Origin of the sequence: Sorangium sp. So ce185 (assembly GCF_051526825.1) — a bacterium.
In the GTDB taxonomy this organism is placed as follows: domain Bacteria; phylum Myxococcota_A; class Polyangia; order Polyangiales; family Polyangiaceae; genus Sorangium; species Sorangium cellulosum_D.
Map to the genome: position 1 here is coordinate 1,276,596 of NZ_CP150316.1, position 23,138 is coordinate 1,299,733.

A 23,138-nucleotide genomic window follows, 5' to 3' on the forward strand; every position below is an offset into this window, starting at 1 on the left:
GCTCGCTCGAAGGCGGCCCCGGCTCTCCGGGCCGGACGGGCGGCGAGGCAGCGCCGGCGCCGCGCTCATCCGCGCGGGCCTGCTGCGCGAGATCCTCCGCTCCCGGCGCGGCGTTCGGAGCGTCTTCGTGCTGCCGCTCGCGCTCTGGAAGCGTCGCCCGGGCGCCGAGCTCATAGGCGAAGAACAGCGACCCGATCACCGCGCAGCCAGCGAGCAGCCGCCCTATCAAGCGGCCGTTGGAGCGCTCCGCCCGAGGCCCCGGAGAGCTCGAGTCCCGTGGGTTCGAATGCAGCCCCGTCCCTGTCCCGGTATCATGCTTGACCAGCTGACTCATCCCGTCACTTCCATCCTTACTTCTGCAGCCTGGACCGTGCCGCTCGGGCCCCCATGGCCGGAGCTGGCGAGCTCCTTGTATCGGTTCGAGCTCGGCTTCGAAGATCCGCAAGAACGTGGACGAACGATCGGCGCGGCGCGGGCTCGTGGCAGCCGTGTCGCCTGCGCGCTGGCTGCCAGCTCTGCCGGGGCGCTCATCGTCCGGAGGACTGATGCGCGGAGGCCCGAGGCCTCGTGGTCGTTGGGAACGACGATCGTCCTTGAGCGCTGCCCGGAGGTCGTCGCACGTCCCGTGCCAGCTTCAGCAATGGCCTGGGTCGTCCGGACATCACGCTCCGTGCGGAAAAGGCACGGACGAGATGGAAATGCAGGCCGATTCGCCGTTACCTGTCACGGGTTGCACCGTGACAAGTCACGGGTTGCACCGTGACAAGTCACGGGTCGCAGCGTGAGGAGCTGAGGCGGCGCGGTCTGCTCGTGGGCTCGGGCATCGTCCACGAAGAGCACCGAGATGCCGCTCAGGTCGGAGAGCTCGCAGAGGTCATCGACGCTCGCCCGGCATCGACCTCCCGCCCGTCCGTGGCGCCGTCCGCCGGGGCGTGGGCGACGCCGAGCGGGAGCTCCACGGTGAAGGTCGCGCCCTCTCCCACGCCAGCGCTCGTCGCCCGCACGGCGCCGCCGTGGAGCTCGACCAGGTGCTTCACGATGGCGAGCCCCAGGCCCAGCCCGCCGTGCCGCCGAGTCGTCGAGGCGTCGGCCTGGCGGAAGCGCTCGAAGACGTGGGGGAGGAACTCGGGCTTGATGCCTTCCCCGGTGTCCGAGACGGTGATTTCGACGCGATCGCCGGCGCGGGAGACCTTCACCTGCACGCTCCCGCCCTCCGGGGTGAACTTGATGGCATTGCTCAGGAGGTTCCACACCACCTGTTGCAGCCGGCTCGGATCGCCGCGCGTCACGCCCACGGCGGGGCTCGAGATCTGCTCGAGCTGGATCCGCTTCGCCTCCGCCGAGGGCGCGGCGGACGAGACGGCCGCGCTGACCACGTCGTGCAGGTCGAGGGGCTGCACGTCCAGACGGAGCTTGCCAGACGTGATGCGGCCCATGTCGAGCAGGTCCTCGATGAGCTGCGCCTGCGCGCGGGCGTTGCGGTCGATGACCGCGAGCCCCTTGCAGAGGTCCTCGTCCTCGCAGCTCGACCGACGGCGCAGGAGGTGCGACCAGCCGAGGATGGAGGTGAGCGGGGTGCGCAGCTCGTGGCTGACCGTCGAGAGGAACTCGTCCTTCAGCCGGTTCGCCCGCTCCGCCTCGCTGCGCGCGGCCTGCTCCACCTCGAGCAGGCGAGTCCGCTCCTCCTCGGCCTGCTTGCGGTCGGTGATATCGATCACCGAGCCGATATAACCAAGAAACTCGCCGCTCGGGCTGAACCGCGGGGCCGCCGCGTCGATGCACCACCGGTACTGCCCGTCACGGCGGCGGAGGCGGTAGTCGAGGCGGAACGGCTCCCGCCTGCCATTGGCGGCGCGGAAGATGCTAGCCGCGCGCTCGGCGTCCTCCGGATGAAGCGTGGAGAGCCAACCGAACCCGAGGCCGGCGGCCTGAGCCTGCCCCGTGAAGTCGGACCAGACCTTGTTGACGTAGGTGCAGCAGCCGTCGGGCCCGGTCACCCAGATGATCACGGGGGAGTTGTCGGCGATGTTGCGGAATCGCTCCTCGCTCTCGCGCATCGCGTCCGCGGCCGCTCGCTTCTCCGTGATGTCGGTGACCATGCCGATCATGGAACGAGGCTGTCCGGCCTCGTCGTGCTCGACGGTGCCGAAGTCCGTGACCCAGCGGATCTGCCCGTCGGGGCGGACGATGCGGAACTCGATCGCATAGCCGGCCCGCCCCCTCATGGCCGTTTGCGCCTCCGCCCGGACCCGCGTCCGGTCGTCGGGGTGAATCCTCCGCTCGAACGCCTCGAGCGTCCCCTCGAACGTGCCAGGCGGGATGCCGAAGATGCCGCACACCTCGTCGGACCAGACGACGCGGCCGGTGACGAGATCCCACTCCCACACGCCGGTCTGCCCGGCGCGCAGCGCCAGCCGCAGCCGCGCCTCGTTCTCCTGCAGCGCCTCCTCGGCGTGCTTGCGCTCGGTGATATCCCGGACGACCCCGAGCATCACGAGCTCGTTCCCCGCGCGCTCGAAGGCGCCGGTCGACGCCACCCACAGGACGGTGCCGTCGGCGTGCAGGACGCGGTACTCATCCTTGTAATGGGCTTCGGACAGCCTGGATCGCGCCTGCTCTATCGCCTGGTCGACCGTGCGGACGACGGCCGCGCGGTCCTCGGGATGGATGGTCTCGAGCCAGCGCGCGTAGTCCACCCGGCCGCTCCCCGGACGGCGCCCCTCGAAGAGCGCCCGCGCCTCGGGCGTCCAGGCTGCGGCTCCGCTGTCGATGTTGAATTCCCACAGGCCGATCCGGCCGGCGCGGCTGGCTCGCCGCAGCCGCTCCTCGTTCCTGCGCAACGCCTCGCTGTTGCGTCGCTCGTCGGCGACGACGGCCAGCACCAGCGTGGTCATGGTGGTAGCGCCGATGAACTGCTGGAGCAGCGCGAACTGGAACCCCTCGGGCGTGCCGAACGGCCCGTGCCCGTCGGTCGTGGCCTGGATCGCGACGACCGCGACCGGGAGCATCGCCGTCGTCGCGCCACGAACGCCCCACGTCAATGCGGCCCAGGTCAGGGCGGGAAAGGTCAGCCATGGGCGGACCATGCGGGAGGATCCAGGCCCGAAGCTCAGCAAGGCCAGGGCCCAGGCAGCCGCCGTGCACAGCGCGAGGTGCAGCCACCGCCCCCGGTCCCGGCCGACCGGCTCGCCGCGCGCCCAGCTCAGCACGAGGGGCGTCACCACGATCACCCCCGTCACGTCGCCGACCCACCAGGTGAACCATGTCGCGAGCGCCTGCCCGGAGCCCTGGTCGAACGCGCCGGCCAGCGCGAACGTCCCTGCAGTGGCGGCGATGGCCGAGCTGCCCAGGGCGACGGCGCTGACGACGAGCACGTCGGTCAGGCGCGTGAGCGCCGGCCGCAGGCGAGCGCGGCGCAGCGCCCATGCGCCGCCCAGGGCTGCCAGCGTGTTCCCGGACGCAAGGGCGGCCTTGGCCCACAGCGGGAGGGACGGCGCTTCCAGGAGGAACGCGGCCATCGTCCCGACGAACACCGCCGGCCACAGCCGCGAGCCCCCGAGGAGGAGCCCGGCGAGCGCGACCCCCGCGGCGGGAAACACCGGGGAGGCGGCGCCGCGGACCGTCGCCCACTGGAGACCCAACAAAGCCAGGAGGAAGTAGCTCGTCAACAACGCGGCGGCAGGGCCAAGGCGACGTGACCTGCCAGCGTGTCCGCCTGTTTTCACGACGCACCTCCTTCCGCCGCGATGCGCGGGGCGCGCGGGCCGGCTCTCGCTCGGTCGGCGGCTTCGGCACCTCGCGGATCACCTCGCTCGCGGGGCCCGAGACGCAGGCGAAAACCTCCTCGGCGATGCGTCTCCGAGGCGCCAGAGCGAATTGAATGGCGAGGTGGCATTTTATGGATAAACGTCTCTCGGACCTGCGTGCGCTCTTTTTCTTACGCATGGAGGAGGAGCCGTCCAGACTCCCAGCCTCCCAGCCGCTGCGCTGGCGAGCGCAGCGCGCGGCGGCGGCACGGGTCGCGGCGGCGGTGGGCGCCTGCCGCCGGCCGGACTGCGCGGGATGGTCCCTGGCCCGCCGGCGGGGCCGATCGGCTTCAGGAGGAGGGTTCAGGAGAGCGTCACGGCGCGGCGGATCCCCGGGCCGCCGCGCTCTTCGCTCCTGCCTTCAGCTTCTTCAGGTGTCCGTGCAGGGTCTCCGAGTCGAGGCCATGCAGCGTCAACCGAAAGCCAGCCTCCAGCGTCGATCTGGGCACCATGGGATGATGGTTGTGGACCAAGGCGACAGGCAGCGGGTCGTTCAGGATCTTGCCGACGTAGAGCGCGATGATCTCGTCCAGCTGCAGCGAGTTGCTCGCCCGCCAGAAATGGTGGTCAGACAGGAACAGCGCGTAGAGCGGCGTGTAGAGCTCGATGGCGGTCTGCAGGTCGACGACGTTCAGCCAGGTGTTCGGGAGGTCGTCCAGGCTCGCGTCGTCATCGGTGATGGCAGAGTAGTCGATCTCGCTCCGGGGCTCGATCTCACGCCCCGCTGCGCGGAGCTTCTCGTTCAGCTCGATGATGAAGTTGTAGAACGTCAGATCATGGACCGTGAACGTGTTGTCCAGCAGGTCCTCCAACCTCCTGGTCCTCAGCGGCGTGGTCGTCTCGATGTCGATGCCCGGGACGTTGTCCTCGATGAACTTCAAGATCTCCGTGCCGATCGTGAAGTGGCGCAGGATGAGGTAATTGGCCTCCGGGGCGACGAAGAGCCTCAGGCCCCAGTAAATGGACCGATGCAAGAGCCACGGAGATTGCCAGCTCGCCGGGGCGAGGATCTTCATGAGCTTGATCCCGGAGATCGACAGGCGGGCGAACGGCCTGACGATCGGCATCACGACCCTGCGCGTGAAGCTGCGCTGGCTCTTCAGGAGGGCGGCCTTGGCCTTGTCGTCGATCGGCAACGACCGGTCCAGGTACAAGGCGAGCCACGGATCGGGATCGCTGGGGTCGTGCTTCATCTTCCTGAAAAAGTCCTGAAAATCCATGTCAATAACTCCCGATCTCCTCGAGCTGGAGGCGGTAGAGCCGCGCGGTGACCCGGGCGGTCTTGAGGATCCTCGGCGCCATCCGCGGGAGGTCCAAGATGCCAGAGCGGAGCGCCTCCTCCAGCTCGCCGAGGTGATCTTCGTCGGCCTTCGCGTGATAGAGGTAGAAGCTGACGGCCTGCGCCTCCAGGCGAAGCGCGGACCGCACGTGCTCGGCCCACTGGGCCGCGACCCGCTTGCCGAGGCCCTCGATGATGTACATGGCGCCGAGGAGATCGAACGGGTTCGGCTGATCGGCCCGGTGGAAGATCCAGGCAGACAGGGCCTCGCTGCCGATGTTCAGCTCGTGCCGCGCGAGCCCGGCCGGGTCGCCGCCGCTCTCCAGGTAGTCCTGCTCCAGCATCAGGTAATCGCGGTGCTCCGCGGCCGCGTGGCGGATGAAGCGCGAGCGCAGCTCGGCGAACTCGTGGCCGATGTTGGAGGCGGCGCGCGCGATCCAGAGCGCCCCGTTCATGACCTGCGCCCGGTGGTTCAAGAGGAGCTCGTGGTAATCGGCCAGGCGAATCCGACGCTCGATCACGCGCCGCACGATCGGGATGTGATGCACCTGGGACTCGAAATCCAGCCAGGTGGACGACAGCCCGCGCAGGACGGCCTGCGGTGAATCTTCGTCTCGAGGCGACGTGGTTTCCGGAAGCATCCTGAACCTCCCTGGGGATGACGGCGGGTCAGACGACGGTGAGCAGCATGAAGGCGATGACGCAGCGGCCGCTCTCCGGGACGAAGCCGAGGACCTGCTGGCCCGGCTGCAGATCCCGCTCCTCGATCAGCTGGTGCAGCATGAGGAGGATGGATGCGGCCCCCGTGTTCCCCTGGGAATAGAGGTTCGTGAACCAGCGAGCTTCGGGCACCATCGCGCCGGTCTTCGCGAGCAGCTTGACCATCTCTCCGCGGAGAGAGTGGGACGAGTAGTGCGCGAGGAAGTGGTCGATGGCCCCGGGCCTCAGCCGCCGCCGATCCACGAGCTCGAGGTAGTGCTTCGCCCAGACGGGGAACATGCGGTAAAGCAGCTCGAAGTCCTGCTTGAGGACGACGGCGCCCTCCTGCGCCGCGAGCGCGGGGCTGTCGTAGTGACTCCAGGGCTTCCTCTCGCCCGCTCGGTTCCTGGAGGTCCCCGCGTACATGCAGGGGTCGAAGCGGTCGGCGTAGGAGCAGAGATCGATCCAGTCCACCCTCAGCGAGCGGCGCCCTTCGTTCGGCCGGGTCTCCAGGAGCCAGGCGCCGGCCCCGTCGGAGAGGGTCCAGCGGAGGAACTCGGTCTCCATCAGGGCGGAGGAGCCCTCGCCTTCCTGCGCCCGACCGGCGTAGAAGCCGGGCCGGAAGAAGCGGCTGGAGAGCTCGGCGGCGCAGGCCACGGCGCAGTCGTGCTCGCCCGCCTTGAGCTGGAGGTAGGCGGACTTGAACGCCATCATGCTGCTGGCACAGACGCTCTGGAAGCTGGCGATCTCCATGGGCCGCAGGCCGAGCTCGCCGTGGACCGCGCTGGCGAAGCCGGGGACGAGGAGGTCGCCCTGCGTGGTGGCCGCCGCCAGGAACGAGAGCCTCTCCGCGGCGATCTCGCTGCGGGAGAGCGCGTCGCGGATCGCGCGAGCCGCCATGTCCGCGCTGGTGTGGAGGTGCGCCCCGTCCGGCGTCACCGCGTAATGACGTGTCTTGATGCCGTTCTGCCGGAGGACGAAGCGCCCGAGCCTGGAGCGCCTGTCGTCGATCTTGCCGATGTACTGCTCCATCTCGTCGTTGGGGACCGGCTTGCCAGGCAAGAAAGCGCCAGTGCTGGTGATGTAGACGGAACGATCCATGATCCCTCTTCGCGGCAGCGATGGGCTGGGAGCTCGTCACGGCGGCCAGCAACACTACCTCAGTCGCCCTTGGCGGGCCGAGTTCCAACGATGTCCGTCGGTCGCGTCGTCGCGCTGTCGCGCGTCCGTCTTGGCCGGAACCTGCGGGAGCATCGAGATCCGCGGCTTCGCGGGCGTCTCGTGCAGGAACGGCCGATACAAACATCGAGTCGATCCCGGGGAATGGGATCCACGACGAGATCGACTCACGCGCGGAGCTGCGCGAGCACGATCGCCCGCTTCATCGCCAGGTCCTTCGCCGACGACGCGTGGCGGCCGAGCTGTCCCTGATAGGCGGACATCCCCTCCGGGCCGGAGCGCGACCGCTGCCGGTCGACAGGCCGCCTGGCCGGGTCTACCGTACCGATCTCCCGCGATGCGAACGGCGGCGCGATCCCTGACCCGGCGACGAGCGACCGCGCTTCCGGCGGCGCTCGCCGCCTGCGTGCTCGGCGGCGCTTGCTCGGAGGCGCCGCCGGCCCCGGTCGGCCAGGGCGGCGCCGGGCCGGGCGGCGCCGGCGCGACGTCCGCGACGACCACCTACGTGAGCGTCGGCGCCGGCTTCGGCGGCGCCCCGGAGGAGCTGCCGCGCTCGTTCGTCGTGACCGGCGTGGTCACGGACGGCGCGGCGCCGCTCGAGGGCGCCATCGTGATGCAGGCCGGCGGCGAGCCGGCCCTGGTCACCGGCCCGGACGGCGCGTTCTCCGTCGAGATCACGCGCGACATCCCGGGCCAGCCGACCGTGGTCGCGGCGAAGATCGGGTATCGGACCGACGGCATCGAATTCGAGGCTGTCCCCGACGGGCCGGTGGAGATCGCCCTGCGCGGCGTGTCGCCGCCGGACAACGCGCTCGGCTACACCTACGGAGACCCGGGCGAGGGCGATCCCCACAATTCGACGCGTTTCTGCGATCACTGCCACACGACGCTCGTGGCCCAGTTCCTCGAGTCGGGGCACGCGCGGTCGGCGAAGCGCCCGCTCCTCCAGGCCGTCTACGCCGGGGTCTCGCTGGCGCACGGCGACGAGGCGTCGTGCGCGGCCGCGGGCGGGCGCTGGAAGGCCGGCCGCGTCCCGGGGACCGAGGCCGGCGTCGCGATGCGGTGCTACCTCGGGAGCGGCGTGCTGCCGGATCTCAACCCGTCCTGCGGCGGCGCGGGGCGGCCGTCGTGCGACGACCCCGCGCTGCCCGCGGCGGAGCGGCCGGCGGCCTTCGGCGCGTGCGCCGACTGCCACGCCGCGGGGATCGACGGCCCCGCGGGCGGGCGCGACCTGCTCGACGCCACCGGCATCGCCTTCGAGAAGGGCGACCACTGCGACGCGTGCCACAAGGTCCGCGACGTCGATCTGAGCAAGCCGCCCGGGGTCGCCGGCGCCCTGATGATCCAGCGCCCGCGGGAGCGGAGCTCCGCCGATCCTGCCTCGAAGCTGCTCGACGTGATGTTCGGCCCGCGGCCCGACGTGCCGAACAGGTTCATGGGCGGGAGCTACCAGCCGAAGTACTCGACCTCGGCGTACTGCGGCGGCTGCCACGAGCAGAAGCAGGCGGCGCTCCTGCCGGGCGCGGCGCTCGACCCGGCGCGCTGGCCCGATGGGCTGCCGATCCACGAGACGTTCTCCGAGTGGGCCGGGAGCGCGTGGAACCGCCCCACGTCGCAGTGCCAGGCCTGCCACATGCCGGAGACCCCCTCGCTGAAGAGCAGCGTCGACGTGACGACCGAGGCGAACGCGAGCGTCTCGCTCGGCTTCGTCCGCCCGCCGGGGTCGGTCCTCTCGCACGTCTTTCTCGGGCCGCTGCAGGGCGAGCCGCCGCTCCTCCGGGGCTCGGTCGAGGTCCGCGTCGCCGCCGCCTCGGTCGCGTCGGGCGAGCTCGAGGTCACGGTCGCCCTGACGAGCGAGCTCGCGGGCCACGCGGTCCCGACCGGGGAGCCGATGCGCGCGCTCGTGCTCCTCGTCGCCGCGGAGGCCTGCGGCGCGCCCATGACGCCGTCGAGCGGGATGACGGTGCACGACACGGGCGGCGCGCTCGCGGAGGCGCGCGTGGGCCAGGGCGCGCGGCTCTCGGGCGCGGCGCTCGCCTGGCCGGAGGGCGCGGCGCGCGCGAGGGCAGGGGACGTGGTGCGGGTCGTCCGCCCCACCGGCGCGTACGACGATTACACCGGCGTCGGCCGCTTCGCGGATCCGTCGCTCGACGCGGCCGACAAGGGGCTCGAGATCCGCGCGCCGGTCGGCGAGGCGCGGGTGGTCGAGGCGGGCGGCGGCGCGATCGCGCTGAGCGGCGCGATCGCGGCGCAGGACGGGGACGTCGTTTACCTCGGCGCGCCGGCGCCCGCGCCGCCGGTCGACGTCGAACGGCCGGCGGCCGCGTTCGCCGGCGCGGCGGGCTACACGTTCGCCAAGGTGCTCGTCGATCCGGCGGGCGCGCGGCACGCGCCGCAGCACCGCGCCGTCGACATCGCCAGCGACAACCGCATTCCGCCGGGGCACGTCGCGGTGACCTCGCACGGCTTCGCGGTCCCCGCGGGCTGCTCGGGGACGGCGAACGTCACGGCCACGCTGCTCTACCGGCCCGTCCCGCTCACCCTCGCGCGCGAGCGGGGTGTCGACGCGCGCGATTACCTCGTCGACGCGGCGGCCTGGCCGGTGCCGCTCGACTGAGCGGCGCGGGCGGTGGACCCGCGGACCGGCGACGATCGTCCGAACGTGCTCTCCGAGCACCCATTCGTGCGCGACGGCGGCTCGCGCAGGACGCACTCATGGCGAGCATCCGCGCGGGCCCGCTGGCAAGCGGCGCCCGCCGTCGACTGCGGGGGCGCCAATGGAGGACATCGTATGCGCGACGTTTCGGTCATCGGTCTGGGTCTCATGGGTTGCGAGCTCGCTCGGGCGCTGCTCCGCGGCGGCTTCCGGGTCACCGTCTGGAACCGGACGAGCGCGAAGGCTGAGCCGCTCGTCGCGGAGGGAGCGGCGCTCGCGTCGAGCGTCGCAGCTGCGGTCCAGGCGAGCGCGGTCGTCATCGTCTGCGTCACCGACTACCAGGCGACGTACCGCGCGCTGGCGTCGACGGACGTGACCTCCGCCCTCGCCGGCAAGGTGCTCATCCAGCTGAGCACGGGGAGCCCGGACGATGCCCGCGAGGGCGAGGCATGGGCGAAGCAGCGGGGAATCGAGTACCTCGACGGAGCCATCCTGGCGATCCCGAACCAGATAGGGAAGCCCGAGAGCGCCATCCTCGTCTCGGGGGCGGAGCCGGCGTACCGGAAGAGCAAGGCGCTCCTCGAGAGCATGGTCGGGACCGTGACGTACCTCGGGGGGCAGGTCGGCGGGGCGTCCGCGCTGGACCTCGCGTTCCTCTCGTACCTGTTCGCGGGACTCGTGGGCTTCTATCACGGCGCTCGCATCTGCGAGGCCGAGGGGCTCCGCGTGGACCAATTCGGAGCCATGATGGCCGGCGCAGCTCCGGCCATCGGCGGGATGGTCAGGCGAGGTGGCGATGCCATTCACGCCGGAGACTACGAGAACCCCGAGGCATCGCTGGAGATCTGCGCGAAGAGCATGGACCTGCTCCTGCGCCAGGCGAAGGCGGCGGGGATCAACGACGAGCTGCCGGCGTTCGTCGCGGGGCTCTTCAGGAGGGGAATGGCGGCAGGCTACGGGAGCGAGGCGCCGGCCGCGCTCATCAAGGTGCTGCGCGCGGGCGCCTGACGCGCTGGAGCGGCTCGACGGTTCGATTCGTCACGCTGACGAACAGCGGTTCAGCGCCGATTCGCCTGTTGACGGGGCACCTGTCGTTATCCTGCGCTTCGAACGACGCCATCGATGCATCCCGGCTGCCGTGCGCGAGCGATCGCTGGAGTGCGGTGTGACGGAGTACGTCCTCAGGTGCTTTGCGCCGCGCGCTCCGCATGGTCATGCTTATTACGCTTCAACCGGGACGGCTGGATCGATGGGTGGGCGGGCTGTCGCTCGTGCCGCGATCTGCCGCGAGGGCGGTTGAGCCGACAGAGAGGACCTTTCATGAGCGCTTGGAAAGAGCCGGTCAGGATCTGCATCCCCACGAACATCAACGCCACGACCTCCCAGGTGCAGAACGGCGTGACGCTCGCGTTGGACGACCGTGTCTTGCTGGTCGGGCAGTCGCATGCGCCGCAAAACGGCATCTATTACGTGCAGTCCGTCTCGGCGCCGAACGTCACGCTCGCGCGGGCGCCCGACGCCGACGCGTCGAGCGATTTCACCCCCGGGATGAGCGTCTGCGTGGGCCCCGAAGGGACGCTGTACGCCAACACCGAATGGGTGCTCACGGCGACCGGCCCGATCACCCTCGGGACGACGAGCCTCACCTTCAAGCAGCGCATGTTCGGCCCCGCCCGCGCGCCGACGGTGCACGCGAGCGAGCAGCCGGGCGCGAACGCGGGCGAGCAGATCCGGAACGCGATCCTCGCGCTCCCGTGCACCGGCGGCGTCGTCGACGCGCGCGGGATCACCGGCAGCGTCGAGGTCACCGCGCCGATCGTCGTGGATCGGCCGGTCACGCTGCTGATCGGCGCGGCGACCTACACGGCCAAGGCGAGCACCCCGGCCGCGACGGCCGCCAACCCGATGTTCGACATCCAGCCGAACACGACGGTGTGCGGCGCCTCGAGGCCGAACTTCGCGGTCGTCGGCCTGGACCCGTACGCCTCGACGTTCAAGACGACCCTCGAGGACGGCGTCCTCTTCGAGCTGTCGGGCGACTTCACGAACACCGTCGGCCGAGGCAGGGAGTATTTCGCGGTCGAGCAGATGACGCTCGACGGCGGAAACTCGGGGAGCACCGTCGTCAGCGGCAGCATGATGCTCAAGACCCACCCGTATCCGACGCTCGACTTCCAGGACGGGCTGATCCGCATCGAGCACAACGCGATCCAGAACTTCGGCGGCACCGCCGTCCACATCGACGACTCGGTCTACGTCTACCGGATCAACGGCAACCAGTTCAAATCCAACGCGGCCTCCATCCACATCGGGCTCTTCGCGGACGGGTCCATCAAGGAGAACTGGTTCTGGCAGGCGCTGCAAGGCCCGAGCAGCGGCCCGACGCTCACGGTGCTCGGGCCCGCGGTGCGCGTCGTCAACAACTACTTCCTGCGCGCGCCGATCTACGACACCGTCGCGGAGCCGGACATCCTCCTCGTCCCCAGCCAGGACAAGCGGGGGAACCGCCAGGCCGGCGGGTACGCCTGGATCCTGGACAATCGATTCGCGAGCGAGCGAGAGAATTTCAACAAGGCGCGCGTGCGCATCAAGGTCCGTGGAAGGTCGGAAGGAGCCGAGGATCTGGCGACCGTGGGCGGGCCCCTCATGGTCCGCGGGAACCTGTTCCTGGGCAACGCGGCGCCGATCGTGTCGGTCTCGGCGTCGTCGAACGTCGTCACCGTCACGCTCAACTCGACGACCTTCAGCTCCGTGCCCACCCAGGGCCTCGCCGTCGGGGACCGGGTGACGATCACCGACGTGACCCCGGCGGAGTTCAACGGCGAGTTCACCGTCACGGCGGTGACCCCGACGACGTTCCAGTACGCGCTGGCGACGACGGCGACCTCGGGGACGGGCGGCGGCGTCAGCTCGGCGGAGACGTTCGCGATCGAGCTCGATAACCCCGGGTTCATGCACGACATCAGCCAGAACATCTTCGCGAACTACGCGACCCTCATCAAGGACGCCCAGAGCCGGGTCGATGGCTCCTACGGCGGGTCGATCTTCGCGAACAACCACGTCATCGCGCCGCGGGGCGGCGGGTACAGGGAGTTCGTCAACGAGGGCCGAGAGTTCTCGGTCGTCCGGCCGAGCGCCGGGTCCGCGCTCGAGCCCGTCGACGGCGAGGCGCGCCAGGTGGAGACGAGATACCTCATCAACCGGCTGCACAAATCCGAGCAGCTCGACGGGTGGACCAAGAACGGGAGCATCGTCGTCGCGGCGGGGGAGGCCGATCCGTTCGGCGGCGCCCGCGCGTTCAAGGTCACGCTGGGAGGAACGACGAGCAGCCAGTACATCGCCAGCGTCGTCGATATCGTCAACCCGTCGAGCGCGCTGGCGACCGGCACGCGGCTGTTCATCACGTTCTGGGCGAGGATCCCGGCCGGATCGACGGCGGACGCCGCGACCATGGTGGTGTCGATGCGCGATCTCACGGACTCGACGACCGCGGGCGACATGTTCACGGTCAACCTGGGCAATCAGTGGAAGAAATACAAGCTCGTGACCAACGGCATCGTCGCCGGGCACACGTACAGGCTGCATTTCTATCCCGGCTATTTCGACCGGCTCCAGGGCGAGGTGACCTTGTTCGGGCCCCAGGTGTCCGAGCTCGACGCGGATTACCTCCCGAACCCGGGCACGCAATCGGCGTACGACAAGACCGCCGGGAGCCGGTTCGAACAGGCGGCCATCTTCACGGCGATCAAGACGAGCCGCCGCGCCGGCACGAGCGCGCCGAGCATTCAGGGGACCCCGTCGGGGCTCGGCACGGGCGGGAGCGCCGCCCTGGTGGCCGGCTCTACCCAGGTGTCCGGGACCATCGAGCTGACGGCCGGCTCCGCCGGCGCGTCGAGCGCGGGCTCGGTCACCGTCGCCTTCGTGGGGAGCGACTACGCGACGGGCAACGCGCCCGTCGTCATCGCGACGCTCGCCGACGGGAACCAGCCGTGGGCGGGGACGGCGCAGGCGCGCCTCAGCGCGTCGAGCAGCACGGACTTCACGGTGGCCTGGTCGACGAACGGGGCGGCGCTCGCCGCCGGCAAGAAATACAGGATCAACTACCACGTGCTCGCGTGACGTCTTGAGGTCTCCCGCTCGCCTCGTCATGTCCACCAGGGGGCGAAGGGCGCCGAACAGCGCCTTTCGCCTCCAGGCAGCCGAGAGGCGTCCGGTCAGCGGGAGCGAGGCGTGGGCTGCGCCACGCGTCCACGAGCCGCGAGCGCCGGAAAGGCGCCGCTGCTCGTGGACGCGGCCGCCGAGCACTTTGTGGATGGCCCGCGGCGCACGGTCGATCGGACGGACGCGCGCGGGTACAGTACCGAGAAGGGATGCTGACGATGCCGAAGAGAATGGGGTTGATCTGGGGAGCTCTCGTGGCGCTGGGCTCGATCCTGGGCGGGTGCAGTGACGAGGCGACGTCGCCCGCGGATGCCGGCGGCGCGGGAGGCGGCGCAGGCGCGGAAGGCGGCGCAGGCGCGGGAGGGGATGCGGGCGCGGGCGGGGATGCGGGCGCGGGCGGGGATGCGGGCGGGGGAGAGGGGGGATACGAGCTGGCGGGCGCTTACCCTGCGAGCGGCGGGGACAAGGCGCGCCTCGTGGCCGTCGGCGACCTCGACGGCGACGGCGCGAACGACGTGGTCCTCGCGGGCGTCGAGGGCGCGTCCGCCGTGGCGCTGCGCAACACGGGCGACGGCGCGCTCGAGCCCGTCGACACCATCGAGCTCGGCGGCGCCCCCTCGGGCGTCTTCCTGGCCGCGATCGACGCCGACGCGGTCCTCGATCTGGTGACCATCAGGGGCTGCGACGCCTTTCCGTGCGCCGCGGTGGAGGTCTACCCGGGGCTGGGCGACGGGACGTTCGATGCCCCGGTCGTGGCGCTGGAGGTGCCCGACGACGGGCTCCACGAGCCGATGATGGCGCACGCCGCGCTGGGCGATCTCGACGGCGACGGGCGCGCCGAGATCTACGCCTCCCAGAGCTCCGAGCTGTACGCCTGGCTGATCCGGCGGGGCGAAGACGGCAGCTTCACCAGCGAGAGCGTGCGCGCGCTCGATGCGCCGGCGCTCGTCGACCTCGACGGCGACGGCGAGCTCGACCTGGCGGGCGGGGCGGTGGACGCGGAGCTGTCCTCCACCGTGGTGATCCGCAACGAGGGGGACGGGTCGTTCCCCACGCCCGTGTCGGTGGCGAACACCGGGGCCTCCGCCATCGCGACAGGCGATCTGAACGCGGACGGCGACCAGGACCTCGTCGCGGTGAACTACGCGTCGCTCTCGCTGCTGCTCGGCGCGGGCGACGCGGCGACCTTTTCCCAGGAAGATTGGATGTTCGAGGCGCCCCTCCTGTCGCCGGTGGTGACCGACTTCGACGGCGATGGGGAGCGCGACGACGTGCTGGTCCTCCAGGGGGACAGCGTGACCGTGTTGATCGGCGAGGGCGACACGTTCCGCCCCGCGCCCGCGATCCAGGTCGGCTCCGAGCTGCTCTCGCTCGCCGTGGCCGACATGAACGGCGACGCTCACCCCGACCTCCTGGTCACCCGGGGCGAGACCGGCGATCTGGCTGTCCTGCTCTGGACGCCTTGATCGCCCGGCGTGGCGCCCTCGAGCGCTGACCCGAGGCTCGCTTCGACCTCTCGCGCTGCGCTCACTCCTTGGCCGGGGACGTCATCTCGGTGGTCTGGCCCAGGGCCTCGGCGATCTCGGGCAGGATGCCGAGCCGCACGTAGATCGGCCGGGTGAGCCGCCGCAGCTCCGGCAGCTTGCGCACGAACACGCCGATCGCGGCGAGCGTCGCGACGCCGCCCCACAGCACGGTCGCCGGCGCGCCGATGCGGCCGCCCAGCCAGCCGGCGATCAGGCTGCCGAACGGGGCCATGCCGAAGAAGGCCATCGTGTAGAAGCTCATGACGCGGCCGCGCTTGTCCTCCTCGACGATCGTCTGGAGGAGCGTGTTGCTGGCCGCCATCTGCACCATCATGCCGCCGCCGATGAGCGCCAGCAGCGGCGCCGACAGCCACACCGAGCGCGAGAACGAGAACCCCACGAGGCCCAGGCCGAACAGCGCGCCGGCGATCCACAGCGCGCGCCCGAGCCCGAGGACGCTCCGCCGCGAGGCGAGCCAGAGCGCGCCCGCGACCGCGCCGACCCCCGACGCCGCCATGAGCAGCCCGAGCGTGTACGCGCCCCCGTGCAGCACCTCGCCCGCGAACACGGGCATCAGGATCGTGTAGGGCATGCCGGTCAGGCTCACCACGGCGAGCAGCAGCAGGATCGCGCGGATGGGCGCGAACGAGGACACGTAACGGAACCCCTCGCGCAGGTCGGCGAGGACGTCGCCGCGCTTGGCCGCGCGCTGCGCCGGGCGGGCGATGCGCATCGCGAGGAGCGAGGCGATGACGGCGAGGTAGCTGATGGAGTCGATGGCGAAGCACCAGCCCTCGCCCACGGCGGCGATGAGCACGCCGGCGATCGAGGGGCCGAGCAGCCGAGCGCCGTTGACCATCGAGGAGTTCAGCGCGATGGCGTTGGAGAGGTCCTCGCGCGCCTCGACCATCTGGACGACGAACGCCTGCCGCGCCGGGGTGTCGAAGGCGTTGATCACCCCCTGGAACGCGGCCAGGACGAGGACGTGCCACACGGTGATGGTGCCCGTGAGCGCGAAGGCGGCGAGCAGCGCCGATTGCACCATCGCCAGCACCTGCGTGATCACGAGGACGCGGTGGCGATCCCAGCGATCGACGAGGACGCCGGCGATCGGGGCGATGAGGAACGTGGGTATCTGGCCGGCGAACCCGACGATGCCGAGGAGCAGCGCGGAGCTCGTGAGGCGATAGACGAGCCAGCTCGTGGCGACGCGCGTCAGCCATGTGCCGATGAGCGACGCGCCCTGACCGAAGAAGAAGAGGCGGTAATTGCGGTGCCGGAGCGCGCGCCCCATCACGGCGAGCGTCGAGTCGTTGGGAGCCGTGCGAGCGGGTGAATCCACGAGGCGTGAGCCTAGCACCGGGGCGCGGCGCGGCGCCGGCCCGGGCGGCCGCGGGCGCCCGTGGCAGCGCAATTTGGTTCCCCGGGTGCAGCGCCTCGCGGCCGCCGGTCGCCCAGCGCCGCGGCGCGCACGGGCGGGCGGATCCGTGGTACGGCGAGCCGCGTCCAGCGCGGGCGGCTGCTAGGATGCGGAGGGGCCGGGCTGGCGGCGCTCGTCTCGAGGTCATCCATGGTCATCGCGCGATTCCTGGGTTGCGCGCTCGCGGCGGCGGCGCTGGCGGGCTGCAGCGACCCCGATTCCATCATCGAAGTTCGCTACGGTGCTTACGAGGGCGACCCCTATCCGAACCGGCGTCCGGAGATCGCGATCCCGGAGGGCGGGATGGGCGTGGTGACCGATAGCCTCTCCGATACGATCTCCCTCATCGCGCTCGATACCGGGGAGCGGTTCGGCGTCCGCCCCGTGGGCCGCGAGCCCGTGACGATCGATGGGCCTCACCGCGTGGCCGTGGACGCCGCGGGCGGCGCGCTCTACATCGCGCTGTCGTACCCCGACACCGCCGGATCGAGCGGCCCCCACGCGGTGCACGGCGGGAGCGCGGTGGCCGGCTATGTCCAGAAGCTCGCGCTCGACGATCTGCGCATCCTCGGGCAGGTGCGCGTCGAGGCCAACCCGGGCGACATCGCGATCTCGGAGGACGGCCGGCGCGTGGTGGTCTCTCATTTCGATCTCAAGCGCGCGCTCGACAACCCGGACGACCTCGAGGCGGCGCGCTCCTCGCTCGCGGTCGTGGATCCGGACGCGATCTTGCCTCATGGCTCGGCCGCGCCGACGCGCATCCCGGTCTGCAAGGCCGCGAACGGGATCGCCCTCTCGCGGCCGGACGGCGCTCGGGCCTATGTGGCCTGTTATGGCGACGACGCCCTCGCGATCGTCGACCTGACGGACCCGGACGCCGAGGTGAAGCTCGTCCCGGTCGGGCCGCCGCTCTCGTCCGACGCCCACGCGTCGTCCTACGGGCCCTACGCCGCCGTCATGTCGCCCGATCAGAAGACCATCGCCGTGAGCAACACGGACAGCAGGGAAGTGCGCTTCTTCGATGTCGCGTCGGGGACGTTCGACGAGGAAAAGACGATCCTCACGATCGGCGCGCCCTATTTCGCCGCGTGGACCCCTGATGGGAGCGCCATCTACGTGCCGACGCAGGTGCCCGACACGATCGCGCGGATCGGGATGACCGCGGACGCCCGCGGCGCCGTCTCCCGGAACATCAGCGAGGAGTGCTTCAGGCCGCACCTCGCGGCGCTCGACGAGGAGCACGGGCTCTTCATCGTCTGCGAGGGCGACCAGACCGTGACGCCGGGCAAGGTGCTCCGGCTCGATCCCGAGACGCTGGAGACGCGCAGCGAGGCCGAGGTGGGCCTCTTCCCCGACGCGTTCGCGCGCGTCGCGGCGGGGGCGCGATGAGGGCCCGATGGCGCCATCGGCAACCCGGGCAGCTGGCCGATCGGCTCGGGACGTGAAAATCGTCTTGTATAGCGTCCTTGTTTCCGTTATAGCGGATGAATGTCTCCTTGCCTCGTCGCCGCGCGGACGTTCGGTTCTCACCTAGGGGCCAGAGGCGCGCGCCGTCGAACGAGCGGTTGCCCTTCGTGCTGTAGTTAGCCGCATACGCCGTGGCGCGAGCTGCGGTGAGGAGAACAGCGAGGCAGCGCACCCGTGTCCACGGCGACGCGCCACGCTGTCGTTCGTCGTGACGGCCGAGCCACGCGGCTCATCACCGTCAGCGTCCGCCCTTCTCGTGGCGCGCCGGCCGAGCTTTCGCCGGCGCGCGGAGCGAGGCGTCCCTTCGGGACGACGGCGGGGGCTCGCTTCCGACGGCGATCGGCTCCGGCATGCGGCGCTTTCAGCACTCCTGAGGAGACAGGTATGAAGCGGTTCTTCGGACGTCATGGATGGATTGGTTCGGCGCTCGCGAGCGGGCCCTGGTTGCTCGCCACGCTGGTCGGCCCGATCGGCTGCGGGAGCGACGACGACGCGGGCAACGGCGGCAGCGCCAGTCAGGCCAGCAGCTCGAGCAGCGGATCGGGCGGCACCGGCAGCGCGACGGGCGGCGCGGGCGGCGGGACCGGCGGCGCGGGCGGCGGGACGGGCGGCGCGGGCGGCGCGGGCGGCGCGGGCGGCGGCGCGGGCGGCGCGGGCGGCGGGACCGGCGGCGCTGGCGGCGGGACCGGCGGCGCCGGCGGCGGCGGCACGGGCGGCGGGACGGGCGGCGCTGGCGGCGGGACCGGCGGCGCCGGCGGCGGGACCGGCGGCGCCGGCGGCGGCGGCACGGGCGGCGGGACGGGCGGCGCTGGCGGCGGGACCGGCGGCGCCGGCGGCGGCGGCAGCTCGGGTGAAGCTGGCGCGGCGGGCGAAGGCGGCGGCGCCGCCGCGGGCTCGGGCGGCGCGGGCGGCGGGACGGGCGGCGCCGGCGGCGGCGGCACGGGCGCCGAGCTGCCCAACATCGTCACCATCGTGGCCGACGACCTGGGCTTCTCGGACCTCGGCGCGTTCGGCGGCGAGATCAGCACCCCGAACCTCGATACGCTCGCCGCCGAAGGCCGCATCCTCACCGGGCACCGCTCCGGATCGCTGTGCGCGCCGACCCGCGCGATGCTGGTCTCCGGCACCGACAGCCACTCGGTCGGACTCGGTCGCATGGGCGGTGGCACCGGCCCGCAAGCAGGGCAGCCCGGCTACGAGGGCTACCTGACCGACAACGCGCTGTCCGTCGCCGAGATCCTGAAAGACGCCGGTTACCACACGTACATCGCCGGCAAGTGGCACCTCGGCGACGACGAGGACCAGAGCCCGCCGGCGCGCGGCTTCGAGAGATCGTACGTCCTGCTCGGCGGCGTGGCGGCGTTCTTCAACGAGTACGCCGACCCGCCGACGACCGCGCAGGCTCGGCTCTATCGCGAGGACGGCGTGTACGCGCAGCCGCCGCGCGGCTTCTACGCGACCGAGCTCTACACGGACAAGCTCATCCAGTACATCGAGAGCAACCGCGCCGACGGCAAGCCGTTCTTCGCGTTCGCGACGTACACCGCGCCGCACTGGCCGCTCCAGGCTCCGCCCGAGTACATCGACAGGTACCGCGGCCGCTACGACGCGGGCTACGACGCCATCCGCGAGCAGCGCCTCGCGCGGCTCAAGAGCCGCGGCATCATCCCCGAATCGTTCACGCCGAACCCGCGCTTGCCGAGCGACGGCACGAACCCGAAGACCTGGGAGCAGCTGACGCCGGAGGAGAGGATCTACGAGGCGCGGCGCATGGAGATCTACGCCGCCATGGTCGAGAACCTCGACGCCAACATCGGCAGGTTGATCCAGTACCTCAAGCGCGTGGGCGAGTACGAGAACACCTTCATCTTCTTCCAGTCCGACAACGGCGCGGAAGGCGGCAATCGCGAGGGCTTCGCCGCGAACGACCCGAGCCGCTCCGGAGAGGTGGTGAACACGCTCGAGAACCTGGGTCGACCGGGCTCGTACATCGGCGTCGGACCCCGCTGGGCCGAGGTGAGCGCCACGCCGTTCCGGCTGTGGAAGAGCTACACGACCGAGGGCGGCGTCGCCGTTCCGGCCATCGCACGCCTGCCGGGACAGCACCACGCCAAGCCGCAGTTCGACGGGACCACGCACGTGGTCGATTTCCTGCCGACCGTGCTCGAGCTGGCCGGCGTGCCCAATCCGGGGAGCACCTACAAGGGCAGGGACGTCGAGCCGATCAGCGGGCACTCGATCCTGCCGGTGCTCGACGATCGGGCGACCGCCGTGCGCGCGCCCGGTGAGACGTTGATCTGGGAGCACGGCAATCACCGCTACGTGATCCGCGACAACTGGAAGCTCTTGTGGCTCGGCGCGCCCTACGGCCCGACGCCGCGCGCCTGGACGCTGTACGATCTGGCCACCGACCGCGGCGAGATCAACGACGTGTCCGCGGCGCATCCCGAGCTGGCGGCCGAGCTCGCCGCCGCGTGGACGCAGTACGCCACCGAACGCGGCGTCATCCTCACCGAGTAACCGCGCACCGCGCCGTGCGCGAGACCCGGGCGCCCCTGCGCGACCCGGGTCTCGCGGCGGCGCTTGCCTCTGCCCCGCCCATGGCTCATCCCCGTCCCGTTCGCTGGTGGCCCATCGCCGCCCTGACCCTGGTGCTCGCCGGGATCGTGGTCTTTCGCGCGCCCACGCGCGCATCCTCGCTCACGCCAGCCGACGCCTCCACGGCGAGCGCTCCGGGCGCGAGGCCCGGGGCGGCGCACGGCGACGCCGCGGAGGCCTCGCCGGCCTCGTCGGCTCCCGCGCAGCCGGAGCGCTCTCCGGAGCGCGCGGCGGCCGGCTTCGTCGGCAGCGACCGCTGCGCGCCCTGCCACGCCGGAGAGCACGCCGCGTGGCAGGGCTCGCAGCACGCGCGGGCCATGCAGCACGCGAGCGCCGCCACCGTGCTCGGGGACTTCGAGGGGGCGCGCCTGCGTTACGCCGGGCAAGTCCACCGCTTCGATCGCCAGGACGGCAAATACTGGGTCACCACCGACGGCCCCGATGGCCAGCTGCACCGTTACGAGGTGCTGTACACCTTCGGCGTCGAGCCGCTCCAGCAGTACCTCGTCGCCGGCCCGGGCGGACGCTTGCAGGCGCTGCCGTTCGCGTGGGACGCGCGCCCCCGCGCGCGCGGCGGGCAGCGCTGGTACCACCTGCACGAGCGCGACGGCGTGCGCGCGGGCGACGTGCTGCACTGGACCGCCGCCAGCCAGAACTGGAACCACATGTGCGCCGAGTGCCACTCGACGCACGTCACGAAAGGGTACGACGCGACGGCGGACCGCTTCGCCACCACCTGGTCCGAGATCAGCGTCGGGTGCGAAGGCTGCCACGGCGGCGGCGCGCGCCACCTCGACTGGGCCGAGGCGCGGACGCCGGACCCCGCGAAGGGCCTCGACGTGCGCTTCGACGAGCGCCAGAACGCCACGTGGACGCGGCTCCCCAGCGGCACCGCGCGGCGCGACAAGGGCCCGTCGAGCGGCACCGAGAGCGCCACGTGCGCGCTCTGCCACAGCCGCCGCGAGAGCCTCTCGCAGCCGTTCCGGCACGGCGCCCCGCTGCTCGACAGCGCCGCGCTCGAGCTGCTGACCGCCCCCTTCACCACGCCCGACGGCGTGATGAGCGACGAGGTCTTCACCTACGGCTCGTTCCAGCAGAGCAAGATGGCGAACGCCGGCGTGACGTGCAGCGATTGCCACGATCCGCACGCCGGCCGCCTGCGCGCCGAGGGCAACGCCGTGTGCGCGTCCTGCCACGATCCGGCGCGCTTCGATGTCCCCGAGCACCACCACCACCGCGCCGCGGACGCCGCCGCCGCGCCCGGCGCGCCCGCCGCCCCGCGCTGCGTCGATTGCCACATGCCGGCGCGCACGTACATGGGCGTCGACGTCCGTCACGATCACGGCTTCCGCGTGCCTCGGCCGGATCTCTCGGTCTCCCTCGGGCTCCCGAATCCATGCACCGACTGCCACGCGCAGAAGCCCGCGAGCTGGTCCGCCGACGCGGTGCGATCCTGGCTCGGCCGGCCGGCGCAGGGCTACCAGGGGTACGCCGAGGTCTTCGCGCGCGCGCGCGCCGCGCCCGGCGACCCGGCCGTCGCCGCCGAGCTCCAGCGGCTCGCGGAAGACCGCGCCACGCCCGCCATCGCGCGCGCCACCGCGCTCGCCTCGCTGCGCGCCGCCCCGACGGCCGCGTCGCTCGCCGTCCTCCGCGCCGCGCTCGCCGATCCCGACCCGCTGCTCCGGCGCGCCGCGCTCGGCGCGCTGGAGGGCTACGACCCTCGCCGCATCGCGGCCGTCGCCGCGCCGCTCCTCGCCGATCCGGTGCGCGGCGTGCGCGTCGAAGCCGCGCGCGTGCTCGCGGGCGTCAACCTCGGCGCCTTGCCCGGGCCCGCCGCGCAGCAGCTGGACGGAGCGCTGCGCGAGTACATCGCCACGCAGACCCTCCACGCCGATCGCGCCGAGGCCCAGAACAACCTGGGGCTCGTCTTCTCCCGGACCGGCAAGCCGCGCGACGCCGAGCAGGCCTACCTCGCCGCGCTCCGCATCGAGCCCGGCTACGTCCCCACCTACGTGAACCTCGCCGACCTCTATCGCGCGCTCGGCCGCGACGCGGACGGCGTCGCGCTGCTCCGGCGCGGCATCGCCCGCCTCCCCGGGCAGGCCGAGCTGCTCCACGCGCTGGGCCTCGCCCTGGTCCGGCAAGGCCACCGAGACGAGGCGCTCGAGCCGCTGAAGCGCGCCGCCGAGCTCGCGCCCGAGCAGGCGCGCTTCCAGACCGTCTACCAGGCCGCGCTGGCCGCCTTGCGGTCCTCCAGCCCGGCGCCTCACGCCCGGCCCCCGCTCGGGCGGCCGTGAGCTCTCCGTCGCTCGCCCGCGCCGCTAGCGCGGCCGTCGGCGATGTGGGA

Annotated in this window: 12 protein-coding genes; 7 read left to right on the plus strand and 5 right to left on the minus strand. The window is 71.7% G+C overall.

What is annotated here, in order from left to right:
• Positions 1 to 851: 851 nt before the first annotated feature.
• From WMF26_RS04825 to WMF26_RS04840, 4 genes are all read right to left on the minus strand, one after another.
• A complete protein-coding gene (locus WMF26_RS04825; RefSeq protein WP_437999326.1) occupies positions 852 to 3,668 on the minus strand; it encodes a PAS domain-containing protein in 2,817 nt (938 codons plus the stop codon).
• A gap of 452 nt (positions 3,669 to 4,120) precedes the next feature.
• Entirely contained in the window at positions 4,121 to 5,026 is a 906-nt protein-coding gene (locus WMF26_RS04830; protein WP_437999327.1) for a DUF6999 family protein, read from the minus strand.
• A gap of 1 nt (position 5,027) precedes the next feature.
• Entirely contained in the window at positions 5,028 to 5,726 is a 699-nt protein-coding gene (locus WMF26_RS04835) for an iron-containing redox enzyme family protein (RefSeq protein WP_437999328.1), read from the minus strand.
• Between the two features lie 28 nt (positions 5,727 to 5,754).
• Positions 5,755 to 6,885 carry a beta-ketoacyl-ACP synthase III gene (locus WMF26_RS04840; protein ID WP_437999329.1) on the minus strand — a complete coding sequence of 377 codons (1,131 nt, stop codon included), beginning with the start codon at positions 6,883 to 6,885 and terminating at the stop codon, positions 5,755 to 5,757.
• Positions 6,886 to 7,300: 415 nt separating this feature from the next.
• Here WMF26_RS04840 and WMF26_RS04845 point away from each other — a divergent pair, with 415 nt between their 5' ends.
• The 4 genes from WMF26_RS04845 to WMF26_RS04860 all read left to right on the plus strand — a co-directional run bounded on the left by WMF26_RS04845 (position 7,301) and on the right by WMF26_RS04860 (position 15,246).
• On the plus strand, positions 7,301 to 9,580 hold the full coding sequence (locus WMF26_RS04845; RefSeq protein ID WP_437999330.1) for a hypothetical protein: 2,280 nt from the start codon (positions 7,301 to 7,303) through the stop codon (positions 9,578 to 9,580).
• 174 nt (positions 9,581 to 9,754) lie between these two features.
• On the plus strand, positions 9,755 to 10,627 hold the full coding sequence (locus WMF26_RS04850; RefSeq protein WP_437999331.1) for an NAD(P)-dependent oxidoreductase: 873 nt from the start codon (positions 9,755 to 9,757) through the stop codon (positions 10,625 to 10,627).
• A gap of 312 nt (positions 10,628 to 10,939) precedes the next feature.
• Complete coding sequence (locus WMF26_RS04855) at positions 10,940 to 13,738, plus strand: phage head spike fiber domain-containing protein (protein ID WP_437999332.1); 2,799 nt, start codon at positions 10,940 to 10,942, stop codon at positions 13,736 to 13,738.
• 260 nt (positions 13,739 to 13,998) lie between these two features.
• Complete coding sequence (locus tag WMF26_RS04860) at positions 13,999 to 15,246, plus strand: FG-GAP repeat domain-containing protein (protein ID WP_437999333.1); 1,248 nt, start codon at positions 13,999 to 14,001, stop codon at positions 15,244 to 15,246.
• Positions 15,247 to 15,307: 61 nt separating this feature from the next.
• On the opposite strand, the gene WMF26_RS04865 is transcribed toward WMF26_RS04860, so the two are convergent.
• The gene (locus WMF26_RS04865) at positions 15,308 to 16,648 is read right to left on the minus strand and encodes an MFS transporter (RefSeq protein ID WP_437999334.1); all 1,341 of its coding nucleotides are present in this window, start codon (positions 16,646 to 16,648) and stop codon (positions 15,308 to 15,310) included.
• A gap of 228 nt (positions 16,649 to 16,876) precedes the next feature.
• Here WMF26_RS04865 and WMF26_RS04870 point away from each other — a divergent pair, with 228 nt between their 5' ends.
• From WMF26_RS04870 to WMF26_RS04880, 3 genes are all read left to right on the plus strand, one after another.
• Positions 16,877 to 18,115: a YncE family protein gene (locus WMF26_RS04870; protein WP_437999335.1), complete on the plus strand. Its 1,239-nt coding sequence runs from the start codon at positions 16,877 to 16,879 to the stop codon at positions 18,113 to 18,115.
• A 462-nt stretch (positions 18,116 to 18,577) separates the two neighbouring features.
• Complete coding sequence (locus WMF26_RS04875; protein ID WP_437999336.1) at positions 18,578 to 20,713, plus strand: arylsulfatase; 2,136 nt, start codon at positions 18,578 to 18,580, stop codon at positions 20,711 to 20,713.
• Between the two features lie 80 nt (positions 20,714 to 20,793).
• Positions 20,794 to 23,088, plus strand: coding sequence for a multiheme c-type cytochrome (locus WMF26_RS04880; protein WP_437999337.1), 2,295 nt, complete (start codon positions 20,794 to 20,796; stop codon positions 23,086 to 23,088).
• Positions 23,089 to 23,138 lie beyond the last annotated feature (50 nt).

Bases quoted from the DNA above. Each gene is read 5' to 3' on its own strand.
- WMF26_RS04855 (WP_437999332.1), top strand. From the start codon at position 10,940: ATGAGCGCTTGGAAAGAGCCGGTCAGGATCTGCATCCCCACGAACATC.
- WMF26_RS04845 (WP_437999330.1), top strand. From the start codon at position 7,301: ATGCGAACGGCGGCGCGATCCCTGACCCGGCGACGAGCGACCGCGCTT.
- WMF26_RS04860 (WP_437999333.1), top strand. From the start codon at position 13,999: ATGCCGAAGAGAATGGGGTTGATCTGGGGAGCTCTCGTGGCGCTGGGC.
- WMF26_RS04880 (WP_437999337.1), top strand. From the start codon at position 20,794: ATGGCTCATCCCCGTCCCGTTCGCTGGTGGCCCATCGCCGCCCTGACC.
- WMF26_RS04850 (WP_437999331.1), top strand. From the start codon at position 9,755: ATGCGCGACGTTTCGGTCATCGGTCTGGGTCTCATGGGTTGCGAGCTC.
- WMF26_RS04830 (WP_437999327.1), bottom strand. From the start codon at position 5,026: ATGGATTTTCAGGACTTTTTCAGGAAGATGAAGCACGACCCCAGCGAT.
- WMF26_RS04870 (WP_437999335.1), top strand. From the start codon at position 16,877: ATGGTCATCGCGCGATTCCTGGGTTGCGCGCTCGCGGCGGCGGCGCTG.
- WMF26_RS04875 (WP_437999336.1), top strand. From the start codon at position 18,578: ATGAAGCGGTTCTTCGGACGTCATGGATGGATTGGTTCGGCGCTCGCG.
- WMF26_RS04840 (WP_437999329.1), bottom strand. From the start codon at position 6,885: ATGGATCGTTCCGTCTACATCACCAGCACTGGCGCTTTCTTGCCTGGC.
- WMF26_RS04835 (WP_437999328.1), bottom strand. From the start codon at position 5,726: ATGCTTCCGGAAACCACGTCGCCTCGAGACGAAGATTCACCGCAGGCC.